General features: G+C 71.8%; 17 protein-coding genes. 12 read left to right on the forward strand and 5 right to left on the reverse strand.

Going from position 1 to position 19,762, the window contains the following annotated elements; genetic code table 11:
- The first annotated feature begins 19 nt into the window (after positions 1-19).
- Entirely contained in the window at positions 20-682 is a 663-nt protein-coding gene (locus ABD831_RS06820) for an SAF domain-containing protein (RefSeq protein ID WP_344943482.1), read from the forward strand.
- Positions 679-2,223 (forward strand): CpaE/TadZ family protein, encoded by a 1,545-nt coding sequence (locus tag ABD831_RS06825; RefSeq protein ID WP_344943484.1) that lies wholly within the window; start codon positions 679-681, stop codon positions 2,221-2,223. Before ABD831_RS06820 ends, ABD831_RS06825 begins: the two co-directional genes overlap by 4 nt.
- Before the next feature lie 14 nt (positions 2,224-2,237).
- On the opposite strand, the gene ABD831_RS06830 is transcribed toward ABD831_RS06825, so the two are convergent.
- Entirely contained in the window at positions 2,238-3,572 is a 1,335-nt protein-coding gene (locus tag ABD831_RS06830) for a hypothetical protein (RefSeq protein WP_344943486.1), read from the reverse strand.
- 2 nt (positions 3,573-3,574) lie between these two features.
- Entirely contained in the window at positions 3,575-3,961 is a 387-nt protein-coding gene (locus ABD831_RS06835) for a hypothetical protein (RefSeq protein WP_344943489.1), read from the reverse strand.
- A gap of 40 nt (positions 3,962-4,001) precedes the next feature.
- Here ABD831_RS06835 and ABD831_RS06840 point away from each other — a divergent pair, with 40 nt between their 5' ends.
- The 8 genes from ABD831_RS06840 (at position 4,002) to pruA (ending at position 11,206) form a co-directional block, all read left to right on the forward strand.
- Complete coding sequence (locus ABD831_RS06840) at positions 4,002-5,423, forward strand: wax ester/triacylglycerol synthase family O-acyltransferase (RefSeq protein ID WP_142177161.1); 1,422 nt, start codon at positions 4,002-4,004, stop codon at positions 5,421-5,423.
- Positions 5,423-5,866 carry a DUF6912 family protein gene (locus tag ABD831_RS06845; RefSeq protein WP_344943493.1) on the forward strand — a complete coding sequence of 148 codons (444 nt, stop codon included), beginning with the start codon at positions 5,423-5,425 and terminating at the stop codon, positions 5,864-5,866. Before ABD831_RS06840 ends, ABD831_RS06845 begins: the two co-directional genes overlap by 1 nt.
- A 12-nt stretch (positions 5,867-5,878) precedes the next feature.
- Positions 5,879-6,394 carry an NUDIX domain-containing protein gene (locus tag ABD831_RS06850; RefSeq protein WP_142177163.1) on the forward strand — a complete coding sequence of 172 codons (516 nt, stop codon included), beginning with the start codon at positions 5,879-5,881 and terminating at the stop codon, positions 6,392-6,394.
- Positions 6,395-6,445: 51 nt separating this feature from the next.
- Positions 6,446-7,057: a TetR/AcrR family transcriptional regulator gene (locus ABD831_RS06855; RefSeq protein WP_344943497.1), complete on the forward strand. Its 612-nt coding sequence runs from the start codon at positions 6,446-6,448 to the stop codon at positions 7,055-7,057.
- 250 nt (positions 7,058-7,307) lie between these two features.
- The gene (locus ABD831_RS06860) at positions 7,308-8,144 is read left to right on the forward strand and encodes an alpha/beta hydrolase (protein WP_344943500.1); all 837 of its coding nucleotides are present in this window, start codon (positions 7,308-7,310) and stop codon (positions 8,142-8,144) included.
- A 60-nt stretch (positions 8,145-8,204) separates the two neighbouring features.
- Positions 8,205-8,918: an SGNH/GDSL hydrolase family protein gene (locus ABD831_RS06865; RefSeq protein ID WP_344943503.1), complete on the forward strand. Its 714-nt coding sequence runs from the start codon at positions 8,205-8,207 to the stop codon at positions 8,916-8,918.
- Between the two features lie 154 nt (positions 8,919-9,072).
- Positions 9,073-9,471, forward strand: a complete 399-nt coding sequence (locus ABD831_RS06870; RefSeq protein ID WP_344943506.1) for a DUF4870 domain-containing protein — start codon at positions 9,073-9,075, stop codon at positions 9,469-9,471.
- Positions 9,472-9,577: 106 nt separating this feature from the next.
- A complete protein-coding gene (gene pruA, locus ABD831_RS06875) occupies positions 9,578-11,206 on the forward strand; it encodes an L-glutamate gamma-semialdehyde dehydrogenase (protein WP_344943508.1) in 1,629 nt (542 codons plus the stop codon).
- Between the two features lie 67 nt (positions 11,207-11,273).
- On the opposite strand, the gene ABD831_RS06880 is transcribed toward pruA, so the two are convergent.
- The 3 genes from ABD831_RS06880 to ABD831_RS06890 form a co-directional block, all read right to left on the reverse strand.
- Positions 11,274-11,771, reverse strand: coding sequence for a DUF2505 domain-containing protein (locus tag ABD831_RS06880; RefSeq protein ID WP_344943511.1), 498 nt, complete (start codon positions 11,769-11,771; stop codon positions 11,274-11,276).
- A gap of 101 nt (positions 11,772-11,872) precedes the next feature.
- Entirely contained in the window at positions 11,873-12,364 is a 492-nt protein-coding gene (locus tag ABD831_RS06885; protein ID WP_344943513.1) for a hypothetical protein, read from the reverse strand.
- Positions 12,361-12,672 carry a hypothetical protein gene (locus ABD831_RS06890; RefSeq protein WP_344943516.1) on the reverse strand — a complete coding sequence of 104 codons (312 nt, stop codon included), beginning with the start codon at positions 12,670-12,672 and terminating at the stop codon, positions 12,361-12,363. Before ABD831_RS06890 ends, ABD831_RS06885 begins: the two co-directional genes overlap by 4 nt.
- 221 nt (positions 12,673-12,893) lie before the next feature.
- Here ABD831_RS06890 and ABD831_RS06895 point away from each other — a divergent pair, with 221 nt between their 5' ends.
- Together ABD831_RS06895 and ABD831_RS06900 are read left to right on the forward strand one after the other, a co-directional pair.
- On the forward strand, positions 12,894-18,104 hold the full coding sequence (locus ABD831_RS06895; protein ID WP_344943519.1) for an NAD-glutamate dehydrogenase domain-containing protein: 5,211 nt from the start codon (positions 12,894-12,896) through the stop codon (positions 18,102-18,104).
- 148 nt (positions 18,105-18,252) lie between these two features.
- Positions 18,253-19,740, forward strand: a complete 1,488-nt coding sequence (locus tag ABD831_RS06900; RefSeq protein ID WP_344943523.1) for a sensor histidine kinase — start codon at positions 18,253-18,255, stop codon at positions 19,738-19,740.
- The last annotated feature ends 22 nt before the right edge of the window (positions 19,741-19,762 follow it).

Raw genomic sequence — 19,762 nt, forward strand, 5'->3', positions numbered from 1 at the left:
ACGGACCACAGGGGGTCCCATGACCGAGCTGGCCACTCCCAGCGCCAAACGCCTCCAGCGACCGTCCTGGCGCGACAGTCGCCTCGTCGTGGGCGTGCTCCTCGTCGTCGTGGCCGCGACGCTCGGGGCCAAGGCGGTTGCCAGCGCCGATGACCGGGTGCCGGTCTGGGTGGCCGCCGGCAACCTCGTCGCGGGTGACGAGGTCGAGCAGACCTCCTTCGCCCGCGCGGACGTGCGGCTCGCGGACGGGATGAACGGCTACCTGCCCGCCGACGCGCCGGCCCCGACCGGGGCGTTCATGCTCCGCGATGTGCGCGCCGGGGAGCTGGTGCCCGTCTCGGCCGTCGGCGGCGCCGACGCCGTCGACGTGCAGCGGGTGACCGTGCGAGCCGATGCGATGTCCACGAGCGGCCTGACCCGCGGCAGCCGCGTCGACGTCTTCGTGACGCCGAAGGCCCCCAGCGGGAGCGGCTCGGACACGAGCCCCACGAAGAAGGTCCTCGAGTCCGCCGCGGTGGCAGCAGTGCTGACGAGCAGCGGTGGTTTCGGTGCCGGCTCGATGACCTCGGTGCAGATCTACGTGCCCTCCGACAAGGTCCAGCCACTCGTCGAGGCGGTGGACGGCGAGGCGAAGCTGACGTTGGTGCCGTCGGTGGGGGCGGCCACCGGCGGCGGAGCATGAGCGAGGTCCTGACCGCTCTCAGCCACCAGTGGGAGTCGGCCGTGGCCACGATCCTCGAGGGGGTGCGCGGCGTGACGGTGAGCCGTCGTTGTGCCGACGTGTCAGAGCTCCTGTCGGTGGCCGAGGCGGGTCTCGGTGACACCGCCGTCATCTCCTCCGACCTGCGCGGGATCGACCTGGCGGTCGTGAATCGTCTGCGCGCCAACCGGATCCGCGTCATCGGTGTCCACCCGCCGGACGACGAGGCCGGTGAGCGCAGGCTGCGCCAGCTCGGCGTGACGATCACCCTCCCCGTCGATGCGGACGCCGAGCGCTGGGGGACCGCCCTCGAGGAGGGCCGCGCAGCCGTCGACGAGCTCGAGGCCTCGCTCCGGGGGGCCGGGACACCCGGCCCGTCCGACCTCTCCGAGCTGTCGGAGCTCTCCGAGCTGTCGGGACCGCCTGGCCCGGGGGCCACCCAAGGGCTGCACCCGTCCGGGGACGGTCACGGTGACGGGTCCGGCGACACCGCCCCGGGATGGAGACCGGCAGGCATCGACGACAGGCAGGCGGCCGAACACGCCGACGTGGCGACCGGCGGCGAGGGACCCGAGGCGAGCCTCGGGGGAGAGGCCCCACCGGCCGATGCGCGTCGCGGTCCGGATCGGGCCCCCGTCCTCGCAGTCTGGGGGCCCACCGGCGCCCCGGGACGCACGACGGTCGCGACGACGCTGGCTGCCGAGATCGCCGGTCGCGGCGTCGAGGTGCTGCTCGTCGACGCCGACACGTACGGCGGGTGTGTGGCCCAGACCCTGGGACTGCTCGACGAGGCGCCCGGGATCGCGGCCGCCTGCCGCGCCGCGGACCAGGGCCTGCTCGACCTGCCCGCACTGTCGCGCATCGCCCCCACCGTCGCCCCCGCACTGCGGGTGCTGACCGGTCTGCCCAAGGCGGAGCGCTGGCCCGAGGTGCGCGCGGCCGCCCTCGAGCGCGTCCTCGAGCTGAGTCGGTCACTCGTGCAGGTGGTCGTGGTCGACTGCGGCTTCTGTCTCGAGGACGACGAGGAGCTGAGCTATGACACCGTCGCGCCGCGGCGCAACGAGGCGACCCTGACCTCACTCGCGGCCTCCGACCTCGTCGTCGCCGTCGGGGGCGCCGACCCGGTGGCGCTGCAGAGGTTCGTCCGAGGACTCCAGGAGCTCGGCACCGTGCCGTCAGGTGAGCCGGTCCCCGTCGTCAACCGGGTCCGCAGCGGTGCCGTCGGATCCCGGCCCGAGTCACGCATCGCAGACTCGCTGCTGCGTTTCGCCGGACTGACCTCGGTGCGCTTCGTGCCCGACGATCCGGCGACCCTCGATGCGGCCCTGCTCGCCGGGCGCTCGCTCGTCGAGCACGCACCCGAGTCATCGGTGCGCGCCGCCGTGGCCGACCTCGCCACCGCGATGTTGCCGTGGACCGTGCCGCCCGACCAGCGCCGCGACCGACTCGACCGTCGCAGCCGTCGCGCCGCGCGGCGCCGGCGGTCCCTGCGTGGCGGGTCCTCCGCTGCCGTCGGGGCCTGAGGGCGGCGGTCGGGTCAGGGGGCGAAGAGGATCGTGAGCCCGCCCAGCGTGTAGATGACCATGACGACCATGAGTGGCACCTGGCCGACCACGGCGGCGCGGCGGTCGAGCACCGTGATGGCGCGCTCATGGGCGGCGAGGACTCCGAGCAGGTGCCCGATGACGATGCTGACGGCCTGGATCGTCGCGACGAGGGTCGGCGCGATGAGCAGGTCGTTCGGGGTGAGGTCGGCGGTGCCGAGCAGGTCGGCGCCGGTGCCGAGCGGGTCGGTGAGCAGGCGCCACGCGTACTGGCCCTGGTAGACCCACAGCGACCAGTAGTGCGCGACGACGTAGCCACCGGCGATCGGGATGAGCGACGGCGCGATGTCGCTGACGAAGGAGAAGGATCGGGAGAAGGGCTCGCGCGCGAGCCGGACCGACACCACGGACGCCAGCCAGATCGTCACGGCCACGAGCCCGAAGAAGGCGAGCAGGGTCGCCGTCTTGAGCAGCGACGACGGAACGGACGAGGTCTGCACGAACGTCGCCCAGGACAGGTTCGCCGAGAAGCCGTCGTATGCCGTGCCGCCGAGCATGACGGCGACCGTGGGCACGAGCCCGCGCTGGCCGCGCAGGCCGTTGACGCCGTGGAGGGGAGTGCGCAGCACCCAGCGGCCGTCGTGACGGCGCCCGAGGGGTGAGAGCAGCCCGAGCAGCCGTGACCACGCCTCGAAGGGGTCGGCGTGGTCGAACCACGTGCGGCCGAAGACGGCTGACCCCAGCAGGGAGATCGCGAAGAAGCCCGCGACGAGGAGCTGGAGGAAGCCGAGCGACGTGTTGTCCTCGGCCACGAGCTCCAGCCACGTGAAGGTGCCGAGGCCGATCGCGGCAGGCCACAGCCCCCAGCGGTAGGGGAGGACAGCGAGGTCCGGCGAGACCCGGGCGAGTCGGAGCAGCCCTGCGTGAAGGGCCCGGAGCGGGTTGATGACCCGCCACACCGGGCCGAGGAGCATCGAGGAGAAGGCGAGGCCGACCCACAGCCACACGTAGACCACGTGAGGCACCGGGTTCCGGGCCGAGTCGGGACCGAGGACCAGCGCGGTCAGGGTCCATACCGTGAGGACCGCCGCGAGGACCCGCGCCACGACGCGGAGCGAGCGCGAGTCGAGGCACGCCGCGACCGGTCCCGGCAGCAGGACGCCGTCGGTGTCCCGCAGGCGCGGCTCTCGCCACAGCGTCCCGATGGCGACGAACGAGATGACGAGGGCAGCGACGGCCGCGAGGACGAGTGCGGTGAAGGGCAGTGGCAGGTCGCCGCGACTGCCGACGCCGTGCGCCGGGGTCAGTGCGGGAGCGAGGAGGACCACGGTCAGCGGACGGCGACCGTGAGCAGCGTCAGGGCCGGCTCGTGCGTCTCGACCTCGTAGGAGCCTGCCTCCTTGCCCGTCAGCCGGATGGTCGTCGGCACGCCGGCCTTGAGCGGGGCCTCGACGTCGAAGCCGTGCGCGTGCAGCTCGTCGTCGTGGTCGCTCGTCACGACGAGCTCCAGCGTCGACCCGATCGGCAGGTCTACCTGCGCCGGGGCCGGCGTCACGGTCGTTCCCGTGATCGTCACCGCGAGGCGCCTGACGCTGCCGGTCGAGACGACGCCGCCCGCTCCACCGGCGCCCGGCTCGGGGCTGGCGGAGGAGCAGGCGCCGGCGCCGACGAGGGCGAGGACGCACACGGCATACGGGAGGGGTCGAAACGCACGCATGGCCACGATCCTAGGCAGGGCCGTCTGGCAGAGTGTGACCATGTCTGACCGCCTGACCTCGCTCGACGCGTCATTCCTCTACCTCGAGGAGTCCACCACGTCGATGCACGTCGGGTCGGTCATGGTCTTCCAGCCACCGCGTGAGGGCTTCGACTACGACCAGCTCGTCCGGATCATCGAGAGCCGCATCGGCGCGATCCCGCGCTTCCGGCAGAAGGTCCTCGACGTGCCGGGACGCATCGCCAACCCCGTGTGGGTCGACGACGAGGCCTTCGACATGGGCTACCACGTCCGTCGGGCCGGCCTGCCCCGGCCGGGCAGCGACCGGCAGCTGCAGGACTTCGTCGCCCGCGTCCAGCCGCGCAAGCTCGACCGGACCCGGCCGCTGTGGGAGGTCTATCTCGTCGAGGGGCTGCACGACGGTCGCTTCGCCATCGTCACCAAGACCCACCACGCCCTCATCGACGGCGTCAACGCGCTCGACATCGCGCACGTCATCGTCGACGCCGTCAAGGGCGAGGACCTCGACGACCTCGTGGCGCCCTGGGAGCCGAGCCGGCCGCCCTCCTCGGTCGAGCTCGTGACGGGCGCGGTCGTGGACGCGGTGCGCCGGCCGACCCAGGTCGTCGACCTCGTGCGCGGCGGCCTCAACGACGCCCTCAACGTCGGCATGCGGGCCATGGAGTCCGCCGGCCAGGTGCTCTCGACCGTCGCCCGCACGGCCGCCCGCCCGGCACCCGACTCGCCCCTGAACGCGGAGATCGGGTCGGCTCGCCGGTGGGTCATGATCGCGACCGACCTCGACGACTACCGCCTGGTGCGCAAGCGCCTGGCCCGCGGGGCGTATGCCGAGGACGTGACGATCAACGACGTCGTCCTCGCCACCATCGCCGGCGGCTTCCGCACGTGGCTGCTCGGCCGCGGCGAGGCGGTCAGCCCCCACACGTCGGTGCGCGCCATGGTGCCGGTCAGCATCTACGGCGACGACCCGGCCGGGATGTATGCCAACCAGGTGATGGCCTGTGTCGTCAACCTCCCGGTCGGCGAACCGGGCGCCTCGATGCGGCTGCACCAGATCGCGTTCGCGATGCGCCAGCAGATGGAGGGCGGCCAGGCGGTCGGAGCCACGTCGCTCGCCAACCTCGCCGGGTTCGCACCGCCCACCCTGCACGCGCTCGGGGCCCGACTCGGCTCGGCGATGTCGCGGCGGCTCTACAACGTCATGATCACCAACGTGCCGGGGCCGCAGACCCCGCTGTACGCCGGCGACGCCGAGATGCTCTCGACCTACCCGGTCACGCCGCTCGCCAAGGGCCAGGCCCTCTCGATCGGCATCACCTCGTACAACGGTGGCGTCTACTTCGGCCTCAACGCCGACCGGGACGCGATGCCAGACGTGGACGTGCTCGGCCAGTCCATCGTCGACTCGCTCGCCGAGCTGGCGAGCGGGAGGGAGTCCTGATGCCGGTCGTGCGCGTCTACGTGCCGTTGGGTCGAGCCGCACTCGAGGAGCTCGCCTCGACCGGCGCGCTCGCGGCCGGCCCGGGCGCGCCACGGACGGCGTATGCCGTCACGTCGCGTCTCGAGCAGGCCGCGCCGGGTCTCGACGTGGAGGACCTCGAGTACGCCGCCTTCAGCGATGCCGTCGAGGCGGCTGCCGGGCTCCGGTCGGCGCGCTCGGACCGCCGCGTCGTCGCGGCCGCCGACGCCGACCCTGCCTGGGTGTCCCCGCGTGACGGGGCGCCCGTGTCGAAGGTGGTGCTCACCGCGCCCGTTCCGCTCTCGCGGGTCGCCTCGTTCCACATCGACGACGAGGTCACGGCCGGCATGGACGAGGAGGCCGACGAGCTGCTCTGGTACGACGTCACCGAGCTCGACGACGTGCGCTCCTTCTTCGTCGGCTGAGGGCCCCGGGTCATGGTCGACGAGGTGGTCGCGCTCTACGACGAGGCAGGCGAGGTCACGGGGTCGGCGCCGCGCTCGGTCATGCGGGCGCGCAACCTGCGCCACGCGGCCTCGTCCATCGTCGTGCGCGACCCGCTGGGCCGGGTCTACCTGCACCGACGCACGACGACGAAGGACGTCTTCCCGGGTCTGCTCGACCTCGCGGCAGGGGGAGTCGTGCTGGCGGGGGAGGACCCGGCGGCCGGCGCCGTGCGTGAGGTCGAGGAGGAGCTCGGTGTCACCGGGGTGCCGCTCGAGGCCCTCGGTGTCGCGGACTACGCCGACGAGCACACGCGCTACCGCGCCTTCCGTTTCGTGGCGACGTGGGCCGGACCGATCCGGTGGCAGCCCGAGGAGGTGTCCTGGGGTGACTGGGTCACGGTCGAGGAGCTCGTGCGCCGCCTCGACGACGAGGCGGGCAGCATCGTGCCGGACAGCGTCGCCGTGTGGTCCGAGATCGTGCGGTCGTGGCACGCGGGCCGGTCCTGAGGGGGCGCCCCCACTGCTGCACCCTTGTCACGACCGAACGATCGTGCTTTTATGGTCGACGTGGGTAAAGGTGAGAGCACGAAGGTGGCGATCCTCGACGAGGCGGCCGAGCTCGCCTCGCTCGTCGGGCTCGGCGGCCTGACGATCGGCACCCTGGCCGCGGCGACGAAGCTGAGCAAGAGCGGCCTCTATGCCCACTTCGACTCGAAAGAGGCGTTGCAGGTGCAGGTGCTCCAGCATGCCCGCGACCGGTTCACCGACGTGGTGATGCGCCCGACGATCGCTGCCCCGCGTGGGGAGGCGAGGGTGCGCGAGTTCTTCGAGCGCTGGATCACGTGGCAGTCCACGGCCTTCGACGGTGGCTGCATCTTCGTCGACGCGGCAAGCGAGTTCGACGACCAGGAGGGCCCGGTCCGAGACGAGCTCGTGCGCGCCGAGCGCGACAAGCTCGAGTCCCTGACCCTCATCGTCGGCACGGCGGTCAGTGAGGGTCACTTCCGCGACGACGTCGACCCCGAGCAGTTCGCCTACGAGCTCGAGGGCATCGTGCTCGCCCATCACCATGCCCGTCGGCTCATGCGCGACGGCCGGGCGGAGGAGCGTGCGCGTCGGGCGTTCGACCGGCTCGTCGACGACTGCCGCCCCGCCGCACCGTCGGCCTGACCCGCCGCCTCGGCGCGAGCGCTGATCGCCCCACCCTCCACCCCAGACCTTTCCGCACCCGCCCACCACCGATGCAGGAGTAGTCATGGCACAGGTTTCATCAACGAAAAGCACGATCGTTCGGTCTATTATCAGAACAACGCTCAGAGCGGTCGACCCCGTCGCGCCCGGTGTCGGAGCCCGCGTCGCCGAGCGTCTCTGGTTCAGGCTCCCCGCCGAGCGCCCGCAGGCCCTGGCACCCATCACCTCCGTGCCGGTCCGTGAGCTGCTCGGATCGCCGTTCGAGGCGCTGCTCCGCGGTCGCAGCGTCCGGGGATGGACGTGGGGTGAGGGCCCGGTCGTCTACCTCGTGCACGGCTGGGGCGGGACGCTCGAGCAGCTGACCCCGCTCGTCGGGCCGCTGCTCGACCGCGGGATGCAGGTCGTGGCCTTCGACGGGCTGAGCCACGGCCGCTCCGACCCCGGCGCCCACGGCCCGGCCTCGAGCGACGCCGTCGAGCTCGGCCGGTCGCTCGACGCCGTCGCGACCCGCTTCGGGCCGGCGAGAGCCGTCGTCGCGCACTCGATGGGCGCGCTCAGCGCGCTCCTGGCGATCCGGGACGGCTGGCTCGCGGCGGAGCGACTCGTGCTCGTCGCCCCGCCGAGCGGCATACCCGACCTGCTCGCCGTGCTCGAGCGGGAGCTGGACCTCGGCACGCGGACGATGCGACGTCTCGTCGAGCGCGTCCGCCTCCGCACCGGCTACGCCCCCGACGAGCTCGACCTCGTCACGGTCGCGCGCGCTCTGGCGGTGCACGAGCGCCCGGAGCTCCTCGTCGTCCACGACCTCCATGACCGCGAGGCGCCGCACGAGGCCTCGATGCGCCTGGTGAGGTCCTGGCCCGGGGCCCAGCTGCTCTCGACCGCCGGGCTGGGTCATCGGCGGGTGCTCGCCGACGCCGCCGTCGGGGGAGCGGTGGCGAGGTTCGTCGACCGGCTGCCGGTGGAGGCGAGCCTTCACGGCGAGGACCGGCCGCAGCCCCTCACGTCCGAGCTGGGGCCCGATGCCGCGGCGCTGCCCGACCGGTTCCGTGCGGGGGCGGCCTGACCGTCCCACGTGCTGGTCCGGGGGAGTCGCCGCCGAGTGATCCCTTGTTACCTTGCGCGGATGGACTTCACCGCTGACGAGTACGCCCGCCGCGATGCCGACCGCCTCCGCGAGATCCTCGCCGGGCCCCCGGTGACCTGGGTGTTCCTCGGCGACAGCATCACCCAGGGCGTCACGCACACCCACGGGCGCCGCGGCTACGTCGAGCACTTCGCCGAGCGCGTCCGCGGTGAGCTCGGACGACGTGGCGACGCCGTCATCAACTCCGGGGTGGCAGGGGCCACGACCGAGGACCTGCTGCCCGAGTTCCACTGGCGCGCGGGCCGGTTCGCCCCTGACGTCGTCTTCGTGATGTTCGGCACCAATGACATCCTGGCCGGCGAGGACGGCGTGCGCGGGTTCCGCTACCGCCTCGACCAGATCGTCCAGCGCTCCCGCGACGTCGGTGCCACGGTCGTGCTCCAGACCCCACCCCCGGTGCTCGAGGACGGCGGTCGCAGTCCGCGCCTCATCGCGCTCTACGCCGAGGCGGTGCGCGAGGTCGCACGCGACCTCGGCGTCCTCGTCGTCGACCACGCCGGCGCCTGGGCGTCCGCGGCGACCGACTCCGGCGACGCGGTGGCTCCCGCGGGCTGGCTCGACGACACGTTCCACCCCGGCGCGCGTGGACACCACGAGCTGACACTCACGCTCCTGTCGACGCTCGGCATCGCCGACCCGGACAGCGACGTCTGCTCGCTCGACGCCGACGACAGCGTGGGCGCGTCCGCCTGACCACTCGGCACACGACACCCGGAACACGCGCCTGAGCCAGCGAGAGGTCGGCGCCGGGCCGGCGTCAGGGCGCCGCTCGGTCAGGGGCGGGTCAGGGTCGGATCAGGGGGCTCCCCGGCAGCGCGAGACGCCCCGTCCGCGCGACGATGGAGTCATGACACAACCGATCCCGAACCCGTCCGGCCAGTCCCTCACGCCGACGAGCGACGAGCGCACGTGGGCCATCCTCGGTCACCTCGCCGCCATCGTCGCCGCCGTCATCTCCGTGGGGTGGCTCAGCTTCGTCGGCCCGCTCGTCATCTGGGCCATCTACAAGGACCGGAGTGCCTTCGTGCGTCAGGCGGCCGCTGGGTCCTTCAACTTCAACCTGGCCGTCTGGGCCGCGATCATCGTCGGCTGGGTCATGTTCTTCACCGTCATCCTCATCCCGATCGCCATCATCGTGTGGATCGTCGCCGTCGTGGCCGCTCTCTGGTTCCACATCAAGGCGGCGCTGGCGGCCAACCGCGGTGAGTCGTTCCGCTACCCGTGGAGCATCCCCGTGCTGCACTGACGGCGCCGGTGGCTGGCATGGAACGATGGGGTGGCTCCGCCCACGAGGCGGGCCACCCCACTCGCCCTGGTGGGCGAGACCCCGTGCCAACCCGCAGGAGAACTTGATGGACGCCGTGACCCACGTGCCCGCACCGGCCAACGAGCCGGTGCTCGACTACGCGCCGGGCTCGCCCGAGCGAGCCGCGCTCGAGGTCGCCCTCGCCGAGCTGGGTTCGACCCAGACCGAGCTGCCGCACACGATCAACGGCGAGCGCGTCGTCGGCACCGGCCGCAAGATCGCCGTCCGTCAGCCGCACGCCCACCGCAAGGTCCTCGGCACGCTGCGCAACGCCACGGTCAAGGAGGGCCAGGCCGCCGTCGACGCCGCCAAGGCGGCTGCCCCGATGTGGCGCGAGCTGTCGTTCGACGACCGGGCAGCGATCCTGCTCAAGGCCGCCGAGCTGCTCTCCGGCCCGTGGCGGGCTCGCCTCAACGCCGCCACGATGCTCGGCCAGAGCAAGACGGCCTACCAGGCCGAGATCGACGCCGCGTGCGAGCTCATCGACTTCTGGCGCATCAACGTCCACTTCGCCCGCCAGATCCTCGAGCAGCAGCCGCCGCTCAACGCCAAGGGCATCTGGAACCGCTCCGACTACCGCTCGCTCGAGGGCTTCGTCTACGCCATCACGCCCTTCAACTTCACCGCCATCGCCGGCAACCTGCCCACCGCGCCGGCGCTCATGGGCAACACCGTCGTCTGGAAGCCCAGCCCCACGCAGCAGCTCGCGGCGCAGCTGACGATGGAGCTGCTCGAGGAGGCCGGCATGCCGCCGGGCGTCATCAACCTGGTGACGGGCGACGGCATCAACGTCAGCAAGGCAGCCCTGCGCGACGAGGACCTCGCCGGCATCCACTTCACGGGTTCGACGCCGACCTTCAGGCACCTGTGGCACGAGGTCGGCACCAACCTCGACCGCTACCGCACCTACCCGCGGCTCGTCGGCGAGACCGGCGGCAAGGACTTCATCCTCGCGCACCCCAGCGCCGACCCGGCCGTCCTGCGCACCGCCATGATCCGCGGCGCCTTCGAGTTCCAGGGCCAGAAGTGCTCGGCCGCCTCGCGCGCCTACGTCCCGGCCTCGGTGTGGAAGCAGATCAAGGGCGACCTCGTCGACATCACCAACGGGCTGAGCCAGGGCGACGTCACCGACCTGTCCAACTTCATGGGTGCCGTCATCGACGACCGCGCCTTCGCCAAGCACAAGGACGCGATCGACCGCGCGCACGCCACGACGGGAATCGACGTCGTCGCTGGTGGCACCTACGACGACTCGGTCGGCTACTTCGTGCGTCCCACGGTCCTCGAGATCAAGGACGCGGCGGACGAGTCGTTCCGCACCGAGTACTTCGGCCCGATCCTGTCGGTGCACGTCTTCCCCGACGCGCAGTACGACGCGGTGCTCGACCAGATGGAGCGCTTCGCGCCCTACGGCCTGACCGGCTCGATCATCGCCCAGGACCGTCGTGTCATCGCCGACGCCACGAAGCGCCTGCGCTTCGCGGCGGGCAACTTCTACGTCAACGACAAGCCCACCGGCGCGGTCGTCGGGCAGCAGCCGTTCGGTGGGGGCCGCGCGTCGGGCACCAACGACAAGGCCGGCGCCGCCCAGAACCTGCTGCGCTGGACGAGCGTCCGCTCGATCAAGGAGACGTTCGTCCCGCCGACCGACCACACCTACCCGCACATGGGCTGACCGGCCCGAGCACGTATGCCGCTGGGCCCGTCTCCGTCGGAGGCGGGCCCAGCGCCGTGCGGGGTGGTCAGCCGCGCTCGGCGAGCCAGGCGTTGCCGGTGCGCTGCTCGCTGCGGATGGCGTCGATGACCGCCGGCGCGGCCGCCTTCTCGACCTTGCCGCCGAAGAGTGGGATGGAGGCCTTGAGGTCGCCGTCGATGGTGATCTGCGTGCCGCCGCCCGCCGGGGCGAGCCGGACCGTCGACCGCATCGCGACCGGCGCACCGGCGACCTCGACCGTGAGCGTGCCGGTGCGGGTGCCGTCAGTGGCGGGGCCGCCCCACTCGTAGGTCTCCGTCACCGACAGGGTGGGGCCGACGATCGACTTCGCGAAGTCGGGGAGGTCGTCCGCCGGCAGGTCGCGCTTCGTCACGACGCGGGCGCCCTCGCCGGCCGGGCTGACCGCGGCCTCGTGGCGCTGGGCGTGGGCCTCGACGCACTTGCGCTCCTGGAAAGCGCGGTCGGTGACCATGGCGTAGACGGTCTCGGGGGGTGCGGCATACGTGATCGTCTCGGAGATCTTCATGGCCGACACGCTATTGCACGGGGTCACGCTCCCCGAGGACGTATGCCGTCGGGCTGCGGCGGTGCCGTCCGTGGCCCCCGGTCGGCTGCGTCGTCGGACACTCAGGCGCCCGAGCGGGCCCGGTCGGACAGGCCCGCCAGCGTCGTGCCGGACGTCTCGACCTCGCGGCGCAGCCGGGCCTGCTCGCGCGAGCGCACGGCCGTCACGCGGTTGAGCAGCTCCTGGAGGCGCTCGCGCTCGGCCAGCCTCTCGGTGGGCTCGACGCGGCTCGGACCCGAGCGTTCGACGACCAGGTGCCCGTCGATGACGAGGTCGCAGCGGATGAGCGCCGGCTCGAGGGCGCGCACGCGGGCCGCCGACTCGACGCTGGTGGTGGTCCAGGACTGGAGCAGGCCGCCCACACGGTCGAGCTCGGTTGCGGTGCGGGTGACGAGGTCGCGCTCACGGTCGGTGGAGTCCGGGGACCCGGCGCGCCGCGCTCGGCGTGCGGCCGTGTCGAGCTCCACGACGAGGTCGGCCAGTCGGGCCGCCTGGGTGCGCAGCGCGCCACCCAGGGCAGACGTCGAACCGGCGTCCCCGGCCGAGAGGCTCACCGCAGGTCACCGGTACGCGAGGCCGATCCGGTTGCCCCGGAGAGAGATCCGTCGTCGAGCGCGTGCTGAGTGGTTCGCGTGGACCCGAGGTCGAGCAGTCGCTCCTCCAGTGCCTCGGACAGGGCACGCAGGGTGTCTGCCGCCTGCTCGACCCACGCGTCGAGGGCGCGCTGGGTCGGCAGGTCACCGAGGTCGGGCAGGTGCGTCAGCAGCTCGTCGGACATGGTCCGCGTCGCGGAGCGGGCGGTCGTGAGGGCTCGCAGGATCGCAGGGTCCGCAGCACCCGCCCCCGGGCTCCCGTCGGTCATGCCACCACTCTAGGGACTGCCGGACCCGACGCCCCGGAGTTCTCCACCACCACTGCGCCGGAACCCCGGATGTCCGGCGGGCCGGTGCCGGCATGCTGGCGGACGGCGATAGGCTCACATGGTGAGATGCGCGGCACAACGACGTGTCGCCGCACAGGCCGCACGGTGAGGAACCCGACAACCGCATGTCCGCGTCACTCGAACAGTCTCGAATCGACGTCATGAAGGCCGCTGCCGCGGCTGTGGCGCCCGTCCCTCGCCGGGGGCGGGGCCGATCCGGCGGTGCAGCGCCGGGCGACGTCGAGGAGTTCCTCCTCGCCTACTACCGCCTCGTCGCGACCGAGGACCTGCTGGCCCGCCCAGCACGCGAGCTGGCGACGATCGCCACCCAGCACCGCGCCTTCGCCCAGCACCGCCAGGTCGGCACGTTCAACGTGCGCGCCTTCAACCCGACGGCCGAGGACGAGGGGTGGTCGACGAGCCACTCCGTCGTGCAGATCGTCGTCGACGACATGCCCTTCCTCGTCGACTCGGTCGTGGCGGCGCTCGGCGGCTTCGACCGGGGCGTGCACCTCATCGTCCACCCGCAGATGACGGTGTCGCGCGACATCACCGGCGAGCTCAAGTCGGTCATCACCGACGGGTCCACGACCGTGCAGTCCAGCTCGGTGGGACTCGTCCGCGAGTCGTGGATGCACCTCGAGATCGACCGCCTGCCCACCGATGCGCTGCCCGACGTCGAGGCCCGCCTGCGCCACGTCCTCGAGAACGTCCGCGACTCGGTCGAGGACTGGCCCAAGATGCGTGCCCACGCGCTCACCATCGCGAGCGAGCTGCGCTCGGCCACCCCGCCCGGCACCGATCCCCACCACGCCCGAGAGGCGGGCCGCTTCCTCGAGTGGCTCGCCCACAACAACTTCACCTTCCTCGGCTACCGCGAGTACTCGCTGTCGCACGAGAACGGCAAGGACGTCTCGCGCCAGGTCCCGGGCACGGGTCTGGGCCTGTTGCGCTACGACCGGCCTTCTGCCGCAAAGGGACTCGTGCTCACGCCGGCTGCCAGTCGGGCTGCCCGCGACTCCAGCATCCTCATCATCACCAAGGCGAACTCGCGCGCGACGGTGCACCGCGACGTCTACCTCGACTACATCTCGGTCAAGCGCTTCGACGCGCGGGGCGAGTGCGTCGGCGAGCAGCGCTTCCTCGGCCTCTACGCATCGGCCGCCTACAACGACACGATCCACGACATCCCGCTGCTCGACGTGCGCGCCCAGGAGGTGCTGCGCCTCACGGGTCTCAGCGCCGACAGCCACTCGGGCAAGGACATCCTGCAGATCCTCGAGACCTACCCGCGCGACGAGCTCTTCCAGACGAGCCCGACCCAGCTGGCCGAGATCGCGACGAGCGTCCTGCACCTGCAGGAGCGGCGCAAGACCAAGCTCTTCCTGCGTCGCGACGAGTTCGGACGCTTCGTCTCGTGCCTCGTCTACCTCCCGCGCGACCGCTACAACACGACCGTGCGCCTGCGCATCGAGTCCATCCTGCTGGAAGCCTTCGGCGGCGAGAACATCGACAACACGACGCGCGTCAGCGAGTCCACCCTGGCCCGCCTGCACTTCGTCGTGCGGATGCCGTCGGGCACCGACATCCCCGACGTCGACGAGGTGGCCCTCGAGAGGCGCGTCATCGACGCGACCCGCACCTGGGACGAGGACCTCTCCGAGGCGCTCGGGCAGGCACGAGGGCTCGAGGGGGCGGCGCGGACGATGGCTGCCTACGCCAAGGCGCTGCCCGAGGCGTACAAGGAGGACTTCGACGTCTCGACGGCCGTCGACGACCTCGACCGCATCGACGCCCTCGGTGACGGCGACCGCACGACCGGACTCCACCTCTACGACGACCCGGCGTCCGACGACCCGCGCGAGCGGCGCTTCAAGCTCTACCGCCGCACCGACCTCTCGCTGACGCAGGTGCTGCCGCTCTTCACCCACCTCGGCGTCGAGGTGACCGACGAGCGTCCCTACGAGGTGCCCGGCTCCGACGGCCGCACCCTCCACATCTTCGACTTCGGCCTGTGCGCCGACGCGCGGACGTGGGGCTCTGGCGACGCAGCCCTCGCCGTCGACGTCCGTGACCGCTTCGAGGAGGCCTTCCGGGCCGTCTGGGACGGCCGCGCCGAGTCCGACGGCTTCAACGCCCTCGTCCTGGCGGCCGGCCTCACCTGGCGCCAGGTCGTCATCCTGCGCACCGTCGCGAAGTACCTCCGCCAGACCGGCTCCACGTTCTCGCAGGACTACGTCGAGTCGGCCCTCGCCGCCAACACCGGCATCGCCCGCAGCCTCGTGGAGCTCTTCGAGGCGCGCTTCGACCCGGATGCCTTCCCCGACACCGACGCGGGCCGCGACAAGCGCGCCGCCCGCCAGAAGCACATCGTCACGAAGGTCAAGGAGGCGCTCGACGACGTCGCCAGCCTCGACCACGACCGCATCGTCCGCGCGCTGCTCGGTGTCATCCAGGCGAGCCTGCGCACGAACTTCTACCAGCCCGACGCCAACGGCAACGACAAGTCGTACGTCTCGCTCAAGCTCAACCCCAAGAAGGTTCCCGACCTGCCGGCGCCCCGCCCGATGTTCGAGATCTGGGTCTACAGCCCTCGGGTCGAGGGCGTGCACCTGCGCTTCGGCAAGGTGGCCCGCGGTGGCCTGCGCTGGTCCGACCGGCGCGAGGACTTCCGCACCGAGGTCCTCGGCCTCGTCAAGGCGCAGATGGTCAAGAACGCCGTCATCGTGCCCACCGGCAGCAAGGGCGGCTTCTACGCCAAGCAGCTGCCCGACCCGGCCGTCGACCGGGCCGCGTGGATGGACGAGGGCATCTCGTCCTACAAGCTCTTCATCTCCGGGCTGCTCGACGTCACGGACAACCTCGTGTCCGGCGCGGCCGTGCCGCCCCACCGGGTCGTGCGTCACGACGAGGACGACACCTACCTCGTCGTCGCCGCCGACAAGGGCACGGCGAAGTTCTCCGACATCGCCAACGGTCTGTCGGCCGACTACGGCTTCTGGCTCGACGACGCCTTCGCCTCCGGCGGCTCGGCCGGCTACGACCACAAGGGCATGGGCATCACCGCCCGTGGCGCGTGGGAGTCGGTCAAGCGGCACTTCCGCGAGCTCGGCGTCGACACGCAGTCGCAGGAGTTCACGGTCGTCGGTGTCGGAGACATGAGCGGTGACGTCTTCGGCAACGGGATGCTCCTGTCGGAGCACATCCGCCTCGTCGCCGCCTTCGACCACCGGCACATCTTCGTCGACCCGAACCCCGACGCGGCCATCTCGTATGCCGAGCGCCGGCGGATGTTCGACCTGCCGGGGTCGTCCTGGGCCGACTACGACGAGAAGCTGATCAGCAAGGGCGGCGGCATCTTCCCCCGGTCGGCCAAGTCGGTGCCGGTCAGCCCCCAGATGGTCGCGGCACTGGGCCTGCGTGCCAACACGAAGTCGCTGACGCCGGCCGAGCTGATGAAGGCGATCCTGCTCGCACCGGTCGACCTGCTGTGGAACGGCGGCATCGGCACCTACGTCAAGGCGGCCGGCGAGACCAACAGCGAGATCGGCGACCGCGCCAACGACGCCATCCGCGTCAACGGCGGCGACCTGCGCTGCAAGGTCGTGGGTGAGGGAGGCAACCTCGGGGCGAGCCAGCTCGGCCGCATCGAGGCGGCGCTCGCGGGCGTGCGCGTCAACACCGACGCCATCGACAACAGCGCGGGCGTCGACACCTCCGACCACGAGGTCAATATCAAGATCCTCCTCACCGAGCTGACCCGCTCGGGCGAGCTGACGACGAAGCGCCGCAACACCCTGCTCGCATCGATGACCGACGAGGTCGCCGAGCAGGTGCTGCGCGACAACTACGAGCAGAACGTCCTGCTCGGCAACGCCCGGGCGCAGCAGCACGCGATGCTCGGTGTCCACGAGCGGCTCATCCAGTTCCTCGAGGCCGAGGGCGACCTCGACCGCTCGCTCGAGTTCCTCCCGAGCGACGCGACCATCGCGCGCCGGCAGAAGGACGGGCTCGGCCTCGCGTCGCCGGAGTTCTCGGTGCTCGTCGCCTACGCCAAGCTCTACCTCAAGAACCAGCTGATCGCCACGTCGCTGCCCGACGACCCGTGGTTCGCCTCGACCCTCGCGGAGTACTTCCCCAAGCCGTTGCGCGGCAAGTACGCCGAGCAGATCGCGGCCCACCCCCTGCGGCGCGAGATCATCACCAACGCCGTGGCCAACTCGATGGTCAACCGTGGCGGCATCACCTTCGCCTACCGGGCCGGCGAGGAGACCGGCGCGACGCCTGAGCAGGTCGCCCGGGCCTACGTCGTCTGCCGCGAGGTGTTCGACCTCGCGGGCTTCGTGCGGCGGGTGGAGGCGACCGACAACGTCGTGAGCACCGGGGCGCAGACGGCGCTCTACCTGGAGTTTCGGCGGCTCATCGACCGCTCGGTGCGCTGGTTCCTCACCTCACGCCCTGCCTCCCTCGACATCGCCGCGGAGGTCGCGCGCTTCCGGCCCGGCATCGAGGCGTTCTCCGGCCGCATCGGTGAGCTGCTGCAGGGCAGTGAGCGCACCCGCCTGCAGCGACGGGCCCGCGAGCTCGAGGGCAAGGGCGTCCCCGAGGAGCTCGCGCTCGGGGCGGCGTCGCTGCTCGACCTCTACTCGCTGCTCGACTGCATCGAGATCGCCGAGGACACGGGCGAGAAGCTCGACGACGTCGTGGGGGTCTACTTCCTGACCTCGGAGACCTTCTCGATCGACGCCATGCTGACGCGGGTCACGATGCTGCCGCGCGACGACCGGTGGGACGCCATGGCCCGCGGGGCGCTGCGTGACGATCTCTACGCCGTGCTCGAGAGCCTGACGCGCTCGGTGCTCGACGTCAGCAACGCACGTCACGACGCGGCAGGACGGCTCGCCGAGTGGTCCGAGCTCAACGCGGACGCCCTCGGGCGGGCGCGGGCGGCGCTGGGCGGGATCGAGCGGATGAGCCACGCCGGCATCGCCGCGCTCTCGGTCGCCCTCCGCACGCTGCGCACGGTGACCAAGCCGGCCGCCTCCGGCCAGCCGGTCCCGGTCGAGGTGAAGTCTCCGGCAGCCGACAGGACGCCCGGTGCGCCGAAGGCCGCGAAGAAGGCTCCGGCAGCTGCCGCGACGCCCACGAAGGCCGTGACCACCAAGGCTTCGGCAGAGAGGCCGGCACCGAAGAAGACGCAGTCCACGAAGCCTGCGCCCCAGAAGAAGGTGCCGGCCACCCGGTCGGTGCCCACCAAGTCGGTGGCCACCAAGTCGGTGCCCACCAAGACGGCAGCGACGAAGGCGGCAGCCGCCAAGGCGGCAGTCACGAAGCCGACCACCAAGAAGTCGGCGCCCAAGAAGTCGGCCTAGACGTCGAGCCGCTCGACGCCCGCTCACTCGAGTGGCCTCGTCACCTCACGCGTACCGGCTTCTCGGAGCCGAGCGGGTGGGACGACGGGGCCGCTCGGGGGAAGGGGTGCGGGCCGGACGCTGAGCCGAGGCTCACTAGGCTCGCTGTGTGGCAACCCTGAGCGAGCTCCTGCGCGGCCGGACGAACCTGCCCGACCACGACGTCGAGTGGCTGCAGCTGCTCGTCGGTGACTGGCAGCTCGTCGCCGACCTGTCCTTCGCCGACCTCGTCCTCTGGGTGCGGTCGACCAGGGAGCGGTGGGAGGCCGTGGCCCACGTGCGTCCCACCACGGGCCAGCTCGTCTTCGTCGACGACCAGGTGGGCCGGGTCGCCGACCCGGGCCGCACGCGCGACCTGCTCGACGAGGCCGCCTCCGAGCAGCGCATCCTGCGGGTTCGCCAGGTCGTCGTGCCGCACGAGCAGGGCCCGGACCAGTCGGTCCGCGAGGAGTACATCCCCGTGGTCCGCGGCGGTCACGTCGTGGCCGTGATGACGCGACACACCAACCTCTGGACCACCCGCACGCCCAGCCGCCTGGAGCTGACCTACCTCGCCACCGCTGACGCCCTCTGTCGCATGGTCACCGGGGGAGAGTTCCCACACAGCGGCGCCCCGACCGGTCTGCGCCGAGGTGCGCCGCGGGTGGGTGACGGCGTCATCCGGCTCGACGTCGACGGGGTGGTCACCTACGCGAGTCCGAATGCCGTCTCCGCGCTCCACCGTCTCGGGCACCTCGGCGAGGTGGTGGGGGCGAGCCTCGCGCAGATCGTCACCGACAACGTCCGCGAGTCCTCCCCGGTCGACGAGGGGCTGCCTCTCGTCGTCACCGGACGCCAGCCCTGGCGCACCGAGGTCGTCGCGGGCGGCACGACCGTGTCGATGCGGGCGATCCCGCTCACCGAGGCCGGACAGCGATTCGGCGCCATCGTGCTCATGCGCGACGTCGGCGAGCTGCGGCGCCGCGAGCGCGAGCTGCTGACCAAGGACGCGACGATCCGCGAGATCCACCACCGGGTCAAGAACAACCTGCAGTCGGTGGCCGCGCTGCTGCGCCTGCAGTCGCGGCGACTGCCAGACGGCGAGGCCAAGATCGCGTTGGCCGAGGCCGAGCGTCGGGTCGGGACGATCGCCATGGTCCACGACCAGCTGAGCCAGGGCTTCGACGAGACGGTCGACTTCGACACGATCGCCCAGCGCGGCCTCAACGCCGTCGTCGAGGTCTCGGCCAACGGTGCGCCCGTCCACACGGTGACGCAGGGCTCCTTCGGTCGGCTGCGCGCCGAGGACGCGACCTCGCTCGCGATGATCATGAGCGAGCTCGTCCAGAACGCCATCGAGCACGGCCTCGGCGACGCCGGGGGAGAGGTCCGCATCTTCATCGAGCGCCGGTCCGACGTGCGGGGCCAGTCGGTCCTCGTCGTCTCGATCGAGGACGACGGCAAGGGCATCGACCCCGCCCGGCGACCCGGGTCGGGTCTGGGCACCCAGATCGTCCAGTCGCTCGTCGGCGACCTCCAGGGCCGCATCACGTGGGAGCCCGTCGAGCCGCACGGCACCCGGGCCCGGTTCACCGCGACCCTGCGGCCGATCACCTGAGGGCTCGCCCCACGGCCCTCCA

The organism is Terrabacter ginsenosidimutans, assembly GCF_039539425.1.
Classification (GTDB): Bacteria; Actinomycetota; Actinomycetes; order Actinomycetales; family Dermatophilaceae; genus Terrabacter; species Terrabacter ginsenosidimutans.

Bases quoted from the DNA above. Each gene is read 5' to 3' on its own strand.
- ABD831_RS06835 (WP_344943489.1), bottom strand. From the start codon at position 3,961: ATGCGTGCGTTTCGACCCCTCCCGTATGCCGTGTGCGTCCTCGCCCTC.
- ABD831_RS06880 (WP_344943511.1), bottom strand. From the start codon at position 11,771: ATGAAGATCTCCGAGACGATCACGTATGCCGCACCCCCCGAGACCGTC.
- ABD831_RS06825 (WP_344943484.1), top strand. From the start codon at position 679: ATGAGCGAGGTCCTGACCGCTCTCAGCCACCAGTGGGAGTCGGCCGTG.
- ABD831_RS06865 (WP_344943503.1), top strand. From the start codon at position 8,205: ATGGACTTCACCGCTGACGAGTACGCCCGCCGCGATGCCGACCGCCTC.
- pruA (WP_344943508.1), top strand. From the start codon at position 9,578: ATGGACGCCGTGACCCACGTGCCCGCACCGGCCAACGAGCCGGTGCTC.
- ABD831_RS06890 (WP_344943516.1), bottom strand. From the start codon at position 12,672: ATGACCGACGGGAGCCCGGGGGCGGGTGCTGCGGACCCTGCGATCCTG.
- ABD831_RS06895 (WP_344943519.1), top strand. From the start codon at position 12,894: ATGAAGGCCGCTGCCGCGGCTGTGGCGCCCGTCCCTCGCCGGGGGCGG.
- ABD831_RS06870 (WP_344943506.1), top strand. From the start codon at position 9,073: ATGACACAACCGATCCCGAACCCGTCCGGCCAGTCCCTCACGCCGACG.
- ABD831_RS06820 (WP_344943482.1), top strand. From the start codon at position 20: ATGACCGAGCTGGCCACTCCCAGCGCCAAACGCCTCCAGCGACCGTCC.
- ABD831_RS06855 (WP_344943497.1), top strand. From the start codon at position 6,446: ATGGTCGACGTGGGTAAAGGTGAGAGCACGAAGGTGGCGATCCTCGAC.
- ABD831_RS06845 (WP_344943493.1), top strand. From the start codon at position 5,423: ATGCCGGTCGTGCGCGTCTACGTGCCGTTGGGTCGAGCCGCACTCGAG.
- ABD831_RS06850 (WP_142177163.1), top strand. From the start codon at position 5,879: ATGGTCGACGAGGTGGTCGCGCTCTACGACGAGGCAGGCGAGGTCACG.
- ABD831_RS06840 (WP_142177161.1), top strand. From the start codon at position 4,002: ATGTCTGACCGCCTGACCTCGCTCGACGCGTCATTCCTCTACCTCGAG.